15 protein-coding genes are annotated in these 14,823 nt (G+C 37.4%); 4 read left to right on the top strand and 11 right to left on the bottom strand.

Translation table 11 applies throughout. From position 1 onward, the window contains the following. Nucleotides 1-21: 21 nt before the first annotated feature. The 3 genes from pykF to rpsI all read right to left on the bottom strand — a co-directional run bounded on the left by pykF (nucleotide 22) and on the right by rpsI (nucleotide 2,497). Nucleotides 22-1,434, bottom strand: coding sequence for a pyruvate kinase PykF (pykF, locus tag B8W84_RS05675; protein WP_094752308.1), 1,413 nt, complete (start codon nucleotides 1,432-1,434; stop codon nucleotides 22-24). Between the two features lie 91 nt (nucleotides 1,435-1,525). Then, nucleotides 1,526-1,954: a 50S ribosomal protein L13 gene (gene rplM, locus B8W84_RS05670; protein WP_094752307.1), complete on the bottom strand. Its 429-nt coding sequence runs from the start codon at nucleotides 1,952-1,954 to the stop codon at nucleotides 1,526-1,528. Nucleotides 1,955-2,110: 156 nt separating this feature from the next. After that, nucleotides 2,111-2,497 (bottom strand): 30S ribosomal protein S9, encoded by a 387-nt coding sequence (gene rpsI / locus B8W84_RS05665; protein ID WP_143522283.1) that lies wholly within the window; start codon nucleotides 2,495-2,497, stop codon nucleotides 2,111-2,113. 94 nt (nucleotides 2,498-2,591) lie between these two features. Between rpsI and sspA the strand changes: the two genes are divergently transcribed. From sspA to B8W84_RS05650, 3 genes are all read left to right on the top strand, one after another. Further along, entirely contained in the window at nucleotides 2,592-3,224 is a 633-nt protein-coding gene (gene sspA / locus B8W84_RS05660; protein ID WP_094752306.1) for a stringent starvation protein SspA, read from the top strand. Continuing rightward, nucleotides 3,224-3,625 (top strand): ClpXP protease specificity-enhancing factor, encoded by a 402-nt coding sequence (locus B8W84_RS05655; RefSeq protein WP_180706033.1) that lies wholly within the window; start codon nucleotides 3,224-3,226, stop codon nucleotides 3,623-3,625. The genes sspA and B8W84_RS05655 overlap by 1 nt, the downstream gene beginning before the upstream one ends. A gap of 186 nt (nucleotides 3,626-3,811) precedes the next feature. Then, a complete protein-coding gene (locus B8W84_RS05650; RefSeq protein ID WP_094752305.1) occupies nucleotides 3,812-4,282 on the top strand; it encodes a Spy/CpxP family protein refolding chaperone in 471 nt (156 codons plus the stop codon). Nucleotides 4,283-4,327: 45 nt separating this feature from the next. On the opposite strand, the gene B8W84_RS05645 is transcribed toward B8W84_RS05650, so the two are convergent. From B8W84_RS05645 to miaB, 7 genes are read right to left on the bottom strand one after another with little or no spacing between them, the layout of a single operon-like run. After that, entirely contained in the window at nucleotides 4,328-5,275 is a 948-nt protein-coding gene (locus B8W84_RS05645) for an alpha-L-glutamate ligase-like protein (RefSeq protein ID WP_094752304.1), read from the bottom strand. Between the two features lie 3 nt (nucleotides 5,276-5,278). After that, complete coding sequence (locus tag B8W84_RS05640) at nucleotides 5,279-6,817, bottom strand: inactive transglutaminase family protein (protein ID WP_094752303.1); 1,539 nt, start codon at nucleotides 6,815-6,817, stop codon at nucleotides 5,279-5,281. Beyond that, the gene (gene lnt, locus B8W84_RS05635; protein ID WP_257797919.1) at nucleotides 6,807-8,429 is read right to left on the bottom strand and encodes an apolipoprotein N-acyltransferase; all 1,623 of its coding nucleotides are present in this window, start codon (nucleotides 8,427-8,429) and stop codon (nucleotides 6,807-6,809) included. The genes B8W84_RS05640 and lnt overlap by 11 nt, the downstream gene beginning before the upstream one ends. Continuing rightward, the gene (gene corC / locus B8W84_RS05630) at nucleotides 8,419-9,282 is read right to left on the bottom strand and encodes a CNNM family magnesium/cobalt transport protein CorC (protein ID WP_094752302.1); all 864 of its coding nucleotides are present in this window, start codon (nucleotides 9,280-9,282) and stop codon (nucleotides 8,419-8,421) included. Before corC ends, lnt begins: the two co-directional genes overlap by 11 nt. 9 nt (nucleotides 9,283-9,291) lie before the next feature. After that, entirely contained in the window at nucleotides 9,292-9,765 is a 474-nt protein-coding gene (gene ybeY / locus B8W84_RS05625; protein WP_094752301.1) for an rRNA maturation RNase YbeY, read from the bottom strand. Next, complete coding sequence (locus tag B8W84_RS05620) at nucleotides 9,749-10,780, bottom strand: PhoH family protein (RefSeq protein ID WP_094752300.1); 1,032 nt, start codon at nucleotides 10,778-10,780, stop codon at nucleotides 9,749-9,751. The genes ybeY and B8W84_RS05620 overlap by 17 nt, the downstream gene beginning before the upstream one ends. A gap of 13 nt (nucleotides 10,781-10,793) precedes the next feature. Next, nucleotides 10,794-12,215 carry a tRNA (N6-isopentenyl adenosine(37)-C2)-methylthiotransferase MiaB gene (gene miaB, locus B8W84_RS05615; RefSeq protein ID WP_094752299.1) on the bottom strand — a complete coding sequence of 474 codons (1,422 nt, stop codon included), beginning with the start codon at nucleotides 12,213-12,215 and terminating at the stop codon, nucleotides 10,794-10,796. A gap of 158 nt (nucleotides 12,216-12,373) precedes the next feature. Here miaB and B8W84_RS05610 point away from each other — a divergent pair, with 158 nt between their 5' ends. After that, entirely contained in the window at nucleotides 12,374-13,531 is a 1,158-nt protein-coding gene (locus tag B8W84_RS05610; protein WP_094752298.1) for an FAD-dependent monooxygenase, read from the top strand. Between the two features lie 10 nt (nucleotides 13,532-13,541). On the opposite strand, the gene B8W84_RS05605 is transcribed toward B8W84_RS05610, so the two are convergent. Then, nucleotides 13,542-14,486, bottom strand: coding sequence for a LysR family transcriptional regulator (locus B8W84_RS05605; protein WP_094752297.1), 945 nt, complete (start codon nucleotides 14,484-14,486; stop codon nucleotides 13,542-13,544). Between the last annotated feature and the right edge of the window lie 337 nt (nucleotides 14,487-14,823).

The following is a 14,823-nucleotide window of genomic DNA, read 5'->3' as shown; positions in this document are numbered from 1 at the left end:
TTTTAATATTCAGGATAAAAATTAAGAAATCATATGTACCGAAGCAGTATTTGTCGTACCTGAAGGTACTAATGATCCAGATACCATCACGACTTTATCACCCGATTTAACAAGGCCAAGATTTTTTGCAATATCCATGCCTAATGTATAAAAGGCTTCTACAGACTCTTGTTTATCGATAACTTTTGCTAAAACACCTTTGGTAAGTGCAAGTTGTTGAGCTGTTTTAGAGTTGTTGGTTAATGCTAAAATCATAGCACTTGGAAAGTATTTACGTAAAGAGCGTGCTGATTTACCCGCACCTGTTGCAACAATGATAAGTTCGACATTAAGTTGCTCTGCGTTGCTGACTGCGCTATTACAGATAGCACCTGTAATACTACTGAGTTGCACTGCAGAAGAGATAGTGCGTGGTGGCATAACAGCATCGGTACGAGTACAAATTGTTGCCATTATTTCAACAGCTTCAGCTGGGTATTTACCTTTCGCTGACTCACCTGAAAGCATTACCGCATCAGTACCATCTAAAATAGCGTTAGCAACATCACCCGCTTCAGCTCTTGTAGGTCTAGGGTTTTTAATCATAGAATCAAGCATCTGAGTTGCTGTAATAACAGGTTTACGGGCAAAGTTAGCTTTTTCAATCATCATTTTTTGTGCGAAGATAACTTCCTCAACGGCGATTTCAACACCTAAATCACCACGAGCAACCATGATCGCGTCCGAAACTTCCAATATCGCATCAAAATTATCAACCCCTTCTTGGTTTTCGATTTTAGATATGATTTGGATGTTTTCGCCTCCATTTTCTTTTAATAAAGCACGAATTTCTAGAACATCTTCTTTTTTACGAATAAAAGAAGCCGCAATGAAGTCTACGTTTTGCTCACAGCCAAAGATTAAATCACCTTTATCTTTTTCAGAAAGCGCCGGAAGTTGTACTTTTACACCAGGTAAATTAACCCCTTTATTTTCGCCTAACTCACCGGTATTTTGCACGATACAAAGCACATCACCATTTGCAATGCTTTTTACTGTCATTTCAATAAGGCCATCATCAAGCAAAATGGTATTACCAACGCTTAGATCGTTGGCGAAATTTACATAAGTAACCGCAACAATAGTATTGTCACCAATAATGCTTTGATCGGTTGAAAGAGTGAACTCTTGACCTGCGTTTAATGTAACATCATTACCACCTGCAAGTTTTACGGTGCGGATCTCAGGTCCTTTCGTATCTAATAAAATCGCAACATTTATTCCGGTTTCTTGACATATTTTACGGATAGTTGTAATGCGGGCTCCATGCTCTGCGAAGTTTCCATGAGAAAAGTTTAAACGCATCACATTCATGCCATTGTTAACAAGCTTTGTTAACATTTCTTTTGATTCGGATTTCGGACCAATCGTACATACTATTTTAGTTTTTCTCACCGTATTTTCTCCAATAGTGATTAAGTTGTTTTTAATATTATAGTGATTATATTTTACAAGAAAAAAAACAAGATAGAATGATTTGTGATCATTAGATGTCTAAAACTTGTGGTTGCTGTGCAGAATGTTGATGCTCAGTTCCAGCGTAAACTTTCAGTTTACGGAACATAGCACGACCCAGCGGGCCTTTTGGCAACATGCCTTTAACCGCGATTTCAATCACACGCTCAGGACGGCGAGCAATCATCTCTTCAAAGGTCGCTTGTTTGATACCACCGATGTGGCCGGTGTGGTGATAGTACACTTTGTCAGTACGCTTGTTGCCGGTTACAGCAACTTTGTCAGCGTTCAGAACGATGATGTAATCACCGGTATCTACGTGCGGAGTGTATTCCGCTTTGTGCTTACCGCGCAGGCGACGAGCCAGTTCAGTAGCCAGACGGCCCAGAGTTTTACCGGTCGCGTCAACAACATACCAGTCGCGTTTTACGGTTTCTGGTTTAGCTGTAAAAGTTTTCATTAAAAGCTTACCCAATAAATAGTTACACGTTGGTGAACACCCAAACGTCTTCAATTGTTGAGGTTCACACGACAAAGTCCGGCAAACCTACCCCTTCGAATAGCCTATGCCAGCACACAAAAAGTTTTGGGAAAAAAACTTTCTTGTAACGTGGGGTTAACGTTTTGAGAATTGTGGACGTTTACGTGCTTTATGTAGACCAACTTTTTTACGTTCAACAACACGTGCATCACGTGTTAAGAAACCAGCGGCCTTTAAGGCCGGACGCAAGGTAGGTTCATAAAGTTGCAAAGCTTTGGAAATACCGTGTTTTACCGCACCAGCTTGACCAGATAATCCGCCGCCTTTGACCGTAGCCATCACATCAAATTCACCAGTTACACCTGCAACAGAAAACGGCTGCGCAAGTACCATTTGCAACACAGGACGTGCAAAATACTTGTTCATTTCACGACCGTTAATCGTTACTTTACCCGAACCAGGACGGATCCAAACACGTGCAACCGCATCTTTTCTCTTACCCGTTGCATAAGAACGCCCCAAGTCATCACGAACAGCAACACGTACAATTGCCGGAGTAGTATTTTATGGCTTACTTTTACAGATTATTATTTATTATATTTATTAGGAAAATTATATGACGGTAGCAGCAAATAAACGTTCTGTTATGACACTATTTTCAGGTGTCTCAGATTTATATAGCCATCAAACACGGATTGTTTTAGCTGAAAAAGGAGTGAATGTCGAGATAACATTTACGGATGAAAGTAATTGGCCTGCAGAATTAATTGATCTTAACCCGTATAATACGGTGCCAACATTAGTTGACAGAGATTTAGTGTTGTATGACTCACGTATCATTATGGAATATTTAGATGAACGTTTTCCGCATCCACCTTTAATGCCTGTTTATCCTGTTGAACGCGGTAAAAGTCGTTTAATGATGCAACGTGTAGAGAGAGATTGGTATCCATTAGTCGATATTATTATGGGTAATGATAGTGTTGCTGCAAATGCTGCGCGTATTAAATTAGGTGATTCTATCTCACTTATTGCGCCAGTTTTTGATCATTTTGCTTACTTCATGTCAGAAGAATTTACTTTAGTAGATTGTTATATGGCGCCTTTGTTATGGCGTCTCCCGGAGCTTAAAATTGAGCTGACGGGTGAAATCCCTGGGCTTAAAAGTTATATGGTCAAAGTATTTGAACGTGAATCATTTCAAGCTTCATTAACTGAAACTGAGCGTGAAATCCGAGTAGGAATATAATGAGTCGCATGTTAGCGCAGAGACCTTATTTGTTACGTGCATTTTACAACTGGATTGTTGACAGTGAAAACACACCGCATATTATTGTTGATGCAACAAAAAAAGGTGTTGAGGTGCCACAGAAATTTATTGAAGACGGCAAGATAGTTTTAAATATATCTCCTTGCTCTGTGATGCAATTTAGCATGGATGACAATGCCATTTCATTTAATGCACGGTTTTCAGGGCAAGCGATGCAAGTTTATGTCCCTGTGTATGCTATTTTGGGTATTTATGCGCGTGAAAATGGGGCTGGAACCATGTTTCCGGATGAAGTTTCTTATGATGATGTATTAGAAAAGTCTCCGGATAAGGATAAAAAACCAAAACCCAAAGGTCCAACGCTCACACTGGTAAAATAACGCTGTGAGTGAGCCGACTCTTAATGATGCAAAAAAACCGAGTGTATTCTCGGTTTTTTTATGTCAAATTGTGTCAAAAAACGTCGTAGACACAGATCTCAACAAAATCTTTTATTTGGCGACATAATTGAGACAAAACTCTTTTCTATAATGAACACTATACATTAATGAGAGAAGGTAAATAATATGAAAAAGATCGGTTTAACATCATCAGTCTGTGCGGTTGTATTGGTTATTGCGCTTGGAGTCGCATCAGCTGCTAATGCAAATAGATATCAACATAATAATGATGGGCAACATGGACATAGATACGGCTCTTCTATGCACAATGGTTGTGGTGGATCTCAAAACCATCATGGTAATAACATTTTTTCAAATTTAAATTTAACGAAAGTACAGCAACAAAAAATAAATGCAATCTGGGATAAGCTACGAGCAGATAAAAATATGCAACGTGTTGCGCATAAAGGGAATTATGATGTATTTGATAACGCGTCCTTTGATGAAGCGAAAGTGCGCACAATGATTAACAATAAAGAACAATACAGAACAGATAGAAAACTTGCTAAAATGAAAGCTCGCTATGATAGTTTTCAAGTATTAACCGATGAACAAAAGTCAGATTATAAAGCGTATAGAAATAACGACAAATATTAAAAAAACAAAGTAAGAGGTGCCACATTTTTTCTGTGGCACTCGTTTTTATTGAGAAAAATTCTTTTGGCAAAACTGCACGCGCTCATCAACGCTCATTGATACATTTTCACCTAAACTTTCTACTAGTTTTAGGCGCGGTAATATACCTTGTCCATTGGCTATTTGTATGGCGAGACCTGGGCGAGCATTAAGCTCTAATAACATTGGTCCCAAATCACGATCTAATACCATGTCCGTGCCTAAATATCCCATTCCTGACATTTCATAACAGCTCGATGCTAACCAGATTAGTCTATCCCATTTAGGTACAGTTAAAAGAGCCAATTCTTTATTAGTATCAGGATGGTATTTGATAGGTTTATCAAACTGCACCGCATGTAGTGCTTTTCCGGTTTTAATATCAATACCGACACCCACCGCGCCTTGATGTAAATTCGCTTTGCCATCTGAGGCCGCTGTTGAAAGGCGCATCATAGCCATCACAGGGAAACCTTTAAAAACAATAATGCGTACATCGGGTACACCCTCAAAACTAAATCCATCAAAAGCATTATCAAATAGAATTAATGCTTCAACAATGGCAACATCAGCACTGCCCCCTAAGCTGAAAAGGCCGGCTAATATATTGGTCACATGACGTTGTACATCATCTAAAAGTACTTCATTACCGTTAGGGCGATAATATCGACCATTGATAACTTTAGTTATCACCAAAATACCTTTACCACCACTACCTTTAGCGGGTTTAATAACGAAACCAGAGCAGTTTTTTATGTACTTTTCAACGCCTGCGACTTCGGCTTGTATGGAGATAACACCGAGTAATGCAGGGGTCGTTACATTTGCTTTGCGTGCAATTATTTTTGTTTTTAGTTTATTATCAACCAAAGGGTAAAGTTTACGTGGATTATAACGACCAATGTAAGCGCTGTTACGTTGGTTCATCCCTAGAATCCCTCTTCTTTTTAATTCAAATGGGTTACTTAAAAACATGTCTTATTCCTGATCGACTAAGGGTTTAAAACGGCGTAATTCGAGTAAACGATAGCCAGTGTAACTACCTAATAACAGAACAAAACTCATAATGACAAATTGTAAGCCGATAAAGTTAAACATTAAATGACGTGCAATATCATTACTCATTACAAAATAGGCAAATATGGCAACAAGTAAGCTCCCTCCGCCTTGTAATAAGACCTCTTTTGGACCTTCTTCTTCCCATAAAACGGACATACGTTCAATTGTCCAAGACAAAATGATCATCGGGAAGAAAGTGATTTTTAGTCCTTCTGTTAATCCTAATTTATAAGACAACACTCCAAACATTGCTATTAATAATATAACCATAATGATCACCGTGGATATTCGTGATACCAGGAGTAAATTAAGTTGCGAGAGGTAGGAACGAATAAACAGACCGATGGCAACCAGTAAAGTAAATCCTATTATTCCCGTTATTAAGCTGGTTTGTATAAATGCCATTGCTATTAATACGGGCATAAATGTGCCAGATGTTTTAAGACCTATCAAAACTCGCATTAATACAACGACGAGAACACCGAGAGGTATCATTAATATGCCTTTAAATAGCGCTTGGTCTTCGACGGGTAAACTGTGTATTGAAAAGTCAAATAATTGTGCATTTTCCGTTTTTTGTATAATGGCAGATAATGCGGGTTGCTCTTGTTTTATCATTGAAAAGCTAACGTTTGAATGTTCGCCACCACTGAGTTCAAGCAATGCAACACCACTTTGATCCCATAATAATAAATTATCAGTGCGGATGCTGTTAGTGCTATTAGCTTCAAAAATTTGGGTGTGAATAACATCATTTTTCATTTCAAAAACTTCAACTAAAATTTGTAAATGTTGGCGTCTTCGACCATCTTCTAAATTTAATGCGCCAATGTGTCTGCTAGCAATTTTTGCGCGGTTAAGGAGCGTCATAAGAAGTTTAGTTTTATCATTATTATTGCTGAGTAATAATTTGACATTTTGACTTGGCTCTTCTGCATTGATTTTTTTTAAAATTTCTCGCGTCAGACTAAAAGCATCTGCACTGGTTTTTAAGGCTTCTTTTATTAATGCATTACCTGCTGTAGACTCAGCCGAGTTGCTATATGGCATGTCAATAATCGGGGGCATATCGGCGGTCGGATTTTTCTGGTTTTTATTATCGACCATCATTTGAATATTATAATATAAAGTTTGTTTCCCCTCTGCGGAGCGGATAGTCCATTGCACTTTTTTAGTGTTTTGTTCATTGTTGTCAAGGTATGACAAGCCATAACCTGGGGACGCCGCGCTCTGGCTTATTTGAACAAAGCCTTTTTGGGCTTTAGGGGTGGTTAATGATGCGGTAATAGGGGAGTTAACAAGAGCATTAAAGGTGATTTTTGCATCAATGTTCCAGATAGTACGTGTTACACCGGGAACCCAAGGGATGTTAAAGCTAATATGTCGTTGTACGGTTTGAAGCACACCTAAAGAAAATAATCCTGTGACCAGTGCAAAAAATACAAATCTAGCTTTCATTATTATTCCTTATTTTCTTACTCTTTTGTTTGTTTTTTTTGATAGGGGTATAAATATCTGTTAATTTAATTTTAAAGCGGATAAATAGTAGCAATAGTACGATAAAGCAATATATATTTAAAAATAGGGATCCAAAAGATTGGTAAGGTGTGTCACCGATAGCTGGGCGAATTTTTAGTTGCAAAGCTCCTGCTTGATGTGCTTTTAAACGACCTTTCTCTTGGCCAAAACGGTTGTAAATAGCCGTGATGCCGGTATTGGTACTGCGGAGTAAAGGACGCGCGAATTCGATGGCGCGCATACGTGCAATTTGTAAATGTTGAGCTGGCCCAATGGAAAAATCAAACCAAGCATCATTACTTAAGGTGAGAATGACGCCTGTATCTTCATGGATATTCTTGCGTAAAAGTTCAGGAAAGGTGATTTCATAGCAAAGCGTGGCTATCAAGTTGGTTTGTGCGTAACGTAAATTAGGTTGGACTGTATGTCCGGGAGAAAAGCTGGACATAGGCAAGTTAAAATAGGGTGCTAGTGGGCGCAACCACTTTTCAAAAGGTACAAATTCACCAATGGGTAGCAAATGAGATTTTCGATAACGAGCGGTGCTTTTTTCTGAATAACTATCTCCTGATGGTTGTTTTCCTAACGTTATAATACTGTTAAAGTATTGTTTGGTTTGTTGGTTATACTCAATAATACCCGTTAGTAGCGTTTTGTTTTTTTCTTGTAAGTCTGCTGAAATTGACTGTAAAGCAGGTTGTATTTCAAGTTCTAATGCTGCAATTGCAGATTCTGGCCAAATTATTAATTCCTGTTTTTTATCTTTTATATTACTCAAATTTAAATACTTAAATAGAGAAGTATATAAGTTTCCCGGCTCCCATTTTTTATGTTGGTCAATATTGCCTTGTATTAAAGTGATGTTAATAGGGCTTTGAAGCTGTGTATAACGAATGGATTTTAATAGTGCACCTAAGAGTAGAAGGCTAATAATAAGTGCCAAGGCTATTTTGTTATATTGTTGCTGTAATATCAGCGTTAATGCACCACAAAGTAGCAAGATAGCAAGCGTTACTCCTTGTACACCAAAGATAGGCGCAAAACCAATTAAAGGCGTATCGATATGGCTATAGCCAAGATAAGCCCAAGGGAATCCCGTTAAAAACCAGCCTCTAAACATATCCATTAACAGCCAGAATACAGGTAACACGAGCAGGTAACGCATTATTTTTGATATAAAATTTAAACGAAATGTTAGCCACAAAGCAAAACTGGGGAAAAGGGCTAAATAACTACAAAATAGTGCAATTAAACTTACATTAACGATGGTTGGCATACCACCAAATTGATCCATGCTGACATAAATCCAGTGCACCGTGGCAACGAACATAGAAAAGTTAAATGTAAAACAAAGCAGGAAAAGTTTTTTTGTGCTTTTTTTTATTTCTTCTAAGAGAAAAAAGAAGCCAATAAAAGAGGGATAAAGAACCCAAGGTAATTCAAAGGGTGCAAAGGCAAAGACCTGTACAGCACCTAAAATGAGAGCAATACAAAGTTGCCCTCGTAGCGTCTTCGTAAATGTCTTTGCAAACATTAAAAACTTATTTTTCAATGTTTTTTAGCTCTTTGGGGAGATGTACTTGTAACTGTATCAAACGTCGGTTATCGGCATTGATAACTTTGTATTTATACCCATTAATATTAATATATTCACCACGACTCGGTAGGTGGCCTAATTGATGGATCAGTAAACCTGCAATGGTATCTTGTTCTTCGATATTATAGTTAGTACCAAAATAGTCATTAAAATCATCAATACTCGTGAGCGCATTTACGGCATAAGTCCGTTTACCAATCTTGCGGATATCCGCTACTTCTTCATCGTCATATTCATCTTCGATTTCACCAACTATCACCTCAAGAATATCTTCAATAGTAACCAATCCTGAAACGCCACCGTATTCATCTACAACAATGGCCATATGATAACGCTGACAACGAAATTCTTTGAGTAATGTATCTAAGCGTTTGCTCTCGGGTACAACGACCGCTTCGCGCAAGATATCTTTTATTTTAAATTCACTGGTTTCATTTTTGAAACCATATTTAATCAGATCTTTAGCCAGTAATAACCCAACGATATGATCTTTATCTTCAGTTATAACTGGGAAACGTGAATGTGCGGAGTCAATGATAATAGGTAAAAATTGATTAACTTGTTGGTGCAAGCTTAATGTTATCATTTGTGAACGTGGGATCATGATATCGCGCACGCGTAGATTAGAGACATCAATAACGCCTTTAATCATCTCTTTGGTTTTTTGGTCGATAACATGACGCAGTTTTGCATCATTGATTAAGGCTAATAATTCACTTTTGTTTTTTGGCTCAGCTTGAAAAAGATGGCCAATTTTATCGAGCAAACTCGGTCGTGTTTGCTCGTGGGTTGAATGTTCATCTGACATTGCGTTTATTTACTCTGTTTCATTATAAGGAGGAGGAAAACCTAATTTTACAAGTATTTGAGTTTCTAAATCTTCCATCTCAAGGGCTTGTTGTTCAATAATATGATCATAACCTAATAAGTGTAAGCTACCATGAATCAACAGATGTGCCCAATGTGCATTTAAATCTTTTTGCTGTTCAAGTGCTTCTTGTTCTACAATCTGTTTACAAATAACAATATCACCAAGCAAAGGTAAGTTAATACCTTGTGGTGCATTGAAAGGAAATGATAGCACGTTTGTAGGTTTATCTTTATGCCTATATTGTACATTTAGCTGTTGTATTTCTGCACTGTCAACGATACGCACGGTTAATTCAGCCTCAAAACGTGTTGTTTTGGACCCTTTTAGAATCGCTTCTAATAGCCACTTTTCAATAATTTCAAGTGAGGGAAGTGCATTTTTATTTGCACTCGCTACTTGTAGATCAATAAACAGTTGCATTATCGGTTCCATTTTTTGTTTTATTTTCATATATTTCATAAGCTTTAACAATTCGACTGACAATAGGGTGACGCACCACATCATCTGCATCAAAAAAATTGAAACTGATTTCATCAACATCACTTAATACTTCAATCGCATGGCGTAAGCCTGATTTTTGATGACCGGGTAAATCTATTTGGGTAATATCTCCGGTGATCACTGCTGAAGAATTAAAGCCAATGCGTGTTAAAAACATTTTCATTTGTTCTACTGTCGTATTTTGACCTTCATCTAGGATAATAAAGGCATCATTTAAGGTACGTCCTCGCATATAAGCAAGAGGGGCAATCTCAATTATTTTCTTTTCAATTAGTTTTTCTACTTTTTCAAAACCTAACATTTCAAATAAAGCGTCGTATAATGGGCGGAGATAAGGGTCAACTTTTTGGGATAAATCTCCGGGTAAAAAACCGAGTTTTTCACCCGCTTCAACGGCGGGGCGAGTCAGTAAAATACGACGGACTTCTTGACGCTCTAGTGCTTCAACGGCGCAAGCAACGGCTAAATATGTTTTTCCGGTGCCAGCAGGGCCAATACCAAAGCTGATGTCGTTATTAAGGATATTACTAATATATTTACTTTGATTTTCACCACGAGGCTTTATGATGCCTCGTTTAGTTTTTATCTCAAGTGTTTGAGTACCTATTTTTGCGCTGGATTGTTGTACTTCTAATAAACGATGATCATTTAATAAAGCTTGTAATGCAATATGTATATCTGCATCAGAAATGTCCGCTTTCTTACCTTTGATCGTTTGAGTTTCAATATATAATTCCTGTATCAGATCTCGACACGCTTGTGCATAACGGTGCTCACCAATAATTTTAAAGTGTGAGTGTTGATGATTGATACTGAGTCCTAAACGGCGTTCAATGTGCTTTATGTTTACATCAAAAGCCCCGCATAAAATCGCCAACCTGTCATTATTTTGAGGTGTTAAATCAAGGTGTACCGTCGTTAACTGGTTGGTCATGTATTCTTACCTTTTATTCTGGAGTGTAGGTATTTACACCTGAATTTTCTACTTGTTTATTGACAATGTCAATGGGTCGAATTGATAAGCGCAAGTTCATCTCACTTTCATTACGGATAAATTCCCCACGGATTGAATTACTGTGAACGTCCGTGATCTTAACATCGACAAAGCTACCGATAGAACGATGATCGCCTTCAAAATTTACAATACGGTTGTTTTCGGTTCGACCACATAATTCCATAATGTTTTTACGAGACGGCCCCTCGACTAAAATACGTTGTACTGTACCGACCATACGGCGACCAATTTGTTGTGCTTGTTGCGTTATTTTATGCTGTAAGCGTGCTAAACGTTCTTTTTTCACCTGCAGGGAAACATCATCAGGCATATCGGCTGCCGGTGTGCCTGGGCGCTGACTGTAGATAAAGCTGTAGCTGGTATCAAAACCCATTTCTTCAATAAGATCCATCGTTTTTTGAAAATCTTCGTCCGTTTCATTGGGGAAGCCAACAATAAAATCTGAGCTTAATGTTAGGTTTGGGCGTACTTTTTTAAGCGCTACTATTTTCGCTTTGTATTCTTCGACATTATGACCGCGTTTCATAGCATTGAGAATTCTATCGGATCCTGCTTGTACAGGGAGATGTAAAAAATCAACTAATTCGGGTGTGTCACGGTAGACCTCAATGATTTCATCATTGAAATCAATAGGGTTGCTGGTCGTGTAACGCAATCTATCAATGCCATCTATAGAGGCTACATTACGTAATAATTCCGCAAAGCTACAGGTATCTCCATCAAATGTAGCGCCAATGTAAGAATTGACATTTTGTCCTAATAGATTGATTTCTCGAACACCTTGCTCTGCAAGTTGGGCGATTTCTAAAAGAATATCATCAATAGGACGGCTTACTTCTTCACCTCGAGTATAAGGAACGATACAATAAGTACAATATTTAGAACACCCTTCCATAATGGTTACAAAAGCCGTTGCTCCATCCGCCCGTGCTTCAGGAAGGCTGTCAAACTTTTCAATTTCAGGGAAACTAATATCGATAACTACCGAACTATTATTTTTTACATCTTGGATCATTTTAGGTAAACGGTGTAATGTTTGTGGTCCAAATATGATATCGACATAAGGCGCTCGACGACGAATCGCTTTACCCTCTTGTGAGGCAACACAACCACCAACTCCAATGATTAAGTTTGGATTCTTATCTTTTAATTTTTTCCAACGGCCTAGCTGATGAAATACTTTTTCTTGAGCTTTCTCTCGAATAGAGCAAGTGTTTAATAAAATAACGTCGGCATCTTCGGCATTATCAACGCTAATGTAGCCATTGCTGACATTTAATAGATCTGCCATTTTTGATGAATCGTATTCATTCATTTGGCAGCCCCAAGTTTTGACATGTAATTTTAAACTCATAATTCACTTGCTCTACTGTAGTACTATAAAAGAGGTAGCATTTTACGCATATCATCGTGTGACTTCAAGATACTTCCAAACATTGCATGATAATGGCGATTAATATTCATTAATTATGTTAAAAAGGTATAAAAAATAAGGCATTAAAAGGATATGTAATGGGAAGAAAAGAAATTATTATTGTGGGTGGTGGCATGGTAGGGGCGTTAAGCGCCTTATTACTTGCTCAACAAGGTTTTATTATCCATCTTATTGAGAAGAACAAAGTACAAATACACCAACAAGCAGGTGATTTTGATTTACGTGTATCTGCTTTTAGTGCGCAAAGTACACGTCTTTTACAAAAAGCGGGTATATGGAACTCTTTACCTAAAACGCGTTTATGTGCTTATCAATGTTTACAAACATGGGAAAAAGATAGTGCTAAGTTAACGTTTGATAGTCAGAATTTAAACCTAGATTGTTTAGGCGTGATGGCTGAAAATAGTTTAATTCAAAGTGCCTTGTGGCGGGCTTTAGAAAAGATGAGCAATGTACATTTATATGTACAGTGCGAGATACTTACGCTTAACAATAATAAAAATGGCGTTTGCGTTTGCTTAGATAGCGGGATAACGATTCATGCATATTTACTTATTGCAGCCGATGGTGCGGATTCACTCATTCGTCAAAAATTAAATATACCGATCACTGCGTGGGATTATCGTCAGAAATGTTTATTGATCAGTATTAAAACGGATAAATCTCAGCAAAGCACAACCTGGCAAGAGTTTCGCGAAACGGGGCCGTGTGCGTTTTTGCCTTTAGCGGGGCAACACGCAAGTCTTGTTTGGTATCATAGCCCAGAAAAAATAAATCAATTAGAGGATTTATCTGTAGAGCAATTAAAACAGGTAATATTACACGAATTTCCGATATTAGATTTTGATTTTGAAGTGCAAAAAAAAGGCGGGTTTGCATTAACTCGTCGGCATGCAAAAAATTATTATCAAGATAGTTGTGTGTTAGTGGGTGATGCCGCGCATAGTATTAATCCGTTGGCAGGCCAAGGTGTTAATTTAGGTTTTAAAGATGTGCAGTGTTTAGTGGATTTACTTGTGATGCAAAATACATTAGAGCTATCAGATGTATTGAAACAGTATGAACAAAAGAGAAAAGTGCCGAATATGCTCATGCAAACAGCAATGGATGTGTTTTATAAAGGCAGTAAAAGTCAGTTGCCATCAATACGTTTATTGCGTAAAAGTATCTTTTTTATGGCGCAACATAGCGGTGTATTAAAAGATACAGTGATGAAATATGCCATGGGATTATGAGAATGTTTAACTAGATAGTATCTTTGATATTATCAATGATGATATCACGTATCCATTTATGCCCTGGCTCATCGGTATTGCGTTGATGCCAAAGTAATATGTAAGCAATTTCAGGAAATTCAATTGGTAAGGGTAATGTTTCTAAAGCATATAATTTGTTTGCGAGTGGGGCAAAAATAAGTGGCAATGTGAGTATTAAATCACTGTGCGCACAAATACTGGCGGCGCTATAAAAATCGGGTAATGTGATATTAATTTTACGATGCTCATTATAGGTCGCCAAGTGATGATCAAGTGCCCACCAATCATTTCCTTCACAACGAACTTGTATGTGTGTCATATCTAAATATTTTTCTTTAGTCCAACTTTTAGTCGTTAGCATAGGGTGCTCTTTACGTACCAAGCAGATTTGTTTTGTTGTAAAAAGTGTTTCAAAGACTATACCATCGGGTAAATTATTTAAATTAAGATTAGAATCTTGATGTAAATCTCTGGCACTGATCCCAAAGTCGATTTTACCTTGTTGTATGGCTCGCATCGAGAGCTCATTCCAAGCATAAACATCTAATTTAAGATTAGGTGCTTTTTTTAATAAAGGGCTAATGTAAGCGGGTAATAAGGTTTCATAAGTGCTATCAAGTAAAGCAAAAGAAAAGTTCCGGTGGCTTTCACTCGGGGTAAAATTAGGTGGTAAGATTAATTGATGTATTTTTTGTAAAAGCATTGGTAAATTTTTTTTTAATTGTAGTGCATGAGCCGTTGGTTTTAATCCGTGAGAACTTCGAAAGAAAAGGGGGTCGTTTAATATTTTTCGTAAACGGTTAAGATTTTTACTGACAGCGGATTGAGATAAGTGCAAACGATGCGATGCTCGTGTGACACTGCATTCTTCTAATAACACTTGCAAGGTGACCAGAAGGTTAAGATCTACTTTTGCGATTTTATCAATATGCATGATATTCCTGTTGGGAATGTTGTATGTCATTATAATTATCAATACTAATGCTCGTTAAATTAGGGTACATGAATGATCCTTGTTTATGCGAATGATGTATTGAGCGTAGTGCTTTTTTTATTATTTAAGGAGAAATTCTAAGATAAAGCTTATTTTTTTTGTTTTTGTGTGGTTCTATATCTTTTAATGGGTGCAATTAAACGTTTGTGTTTGTAAAATAAAAGACCTTTCTCTGGTGATTATTAATAATAAATAAGTAAACTAAATACATTTAATGTCTTTGCTTTTTTATAACCTCAGTATCAACGTTGCATTTAGAGGGTATTCAGGGTAAATT

This window comes from Psychromonas sp. CD1 (assembly GCF_002239585.1).
GTDB lineage: Bacteria > Pseudomonadota > Gammaproteobacteria > Enterobacterales > Psychromonadaceae > Psychromonas.
Note: the sequence above shows the minus strand (reverse complement) of the source record. Positions and strands in the feature narration are given on the sequence as shown.

Bases quoted from the DNA above. Each gene is read 5' to 3' on its own strand.
- ybeY (WP_094752301.1), bottom strand. From the start codon at position 9,765: ATGCAACTGTTTATTGATCTACAAGTAGCGAGTGCAAATAAAAATGCA.
- B8W84_RS05645 (WP_094752304.1), bottom strand. From the start codon at position 5,275: ATGTTTTTAAGTAACCCATTTGAATTAAAAAGAAGAGGGATTCTAGGG.
- rplM (WP_094752307.1), bottom strand. From the start codon at position 1,954: ATGAAAACTTTTACAGCTAAACCAGAAACCGTAAAACGCGACTGGTAT.
- B8W84_RS05605 (WP_094752297.1), bottom strand. From the start codon at position 14,486: ATGCATATTGATAAAATCGCAAAAGTAGATCTTAACCTTCTGGTCACC.
- sspA (WP_094752306.1), top strand. From the start codon at position 2,592: ATGACGGTAGCAGCAAATAAACGTTCTGTTATGACACTATTTTCAGGT.
- B8W84_RS05650 (WP_094752305.1), top strand. From the start codon at position 3,812: ATGAAAAAGATCGGTTTAACATCATCAGTCTGTGCGGTTGTATTGGTT.
- miaB (WP_094752299.1), bottom strand. From the start codon at position 12,215: ATGAGTTTAAAATTACATGTCAAAACTTGGGGCTGCCAAATGAATGAA.
- B8W84_RS05655 (WP_180706033.1), top strand. From the start codon at position 3,224: ATGAGTCGCATGTTAGCGCAGAGACCTTATTTGTTACGTGCATTTTAC.
- B8W84_RS05610 (WP_094752298.1), top strand. From the start codon at position 12,374: ATGGGAAGAAAAGAAATTATTATTGTGGGTGGTGGCATGGTAGGGGCG.
- corC (WP_094752302.1), bottom strand. From the start codon at position 9,282: ATGTCAGATGAACATTCAACCCACGAGCAAACACGACCGAGTTTGCTC.
- B8W84_RS05640 (WP_094752303.1), bottom strand. From the start codon at position 6,817: ATGAAAGCTAGATTTGTATTTTTTGCACTGGTCACAGGATTATTTTCT.
- B8W84_RS05620 (WP_094752300.1), bottom strand. From the start codon at position 10,780: ATGACCAACCAGTTAACGACGGTACACCTTGATTTAACACCTCAAAAT.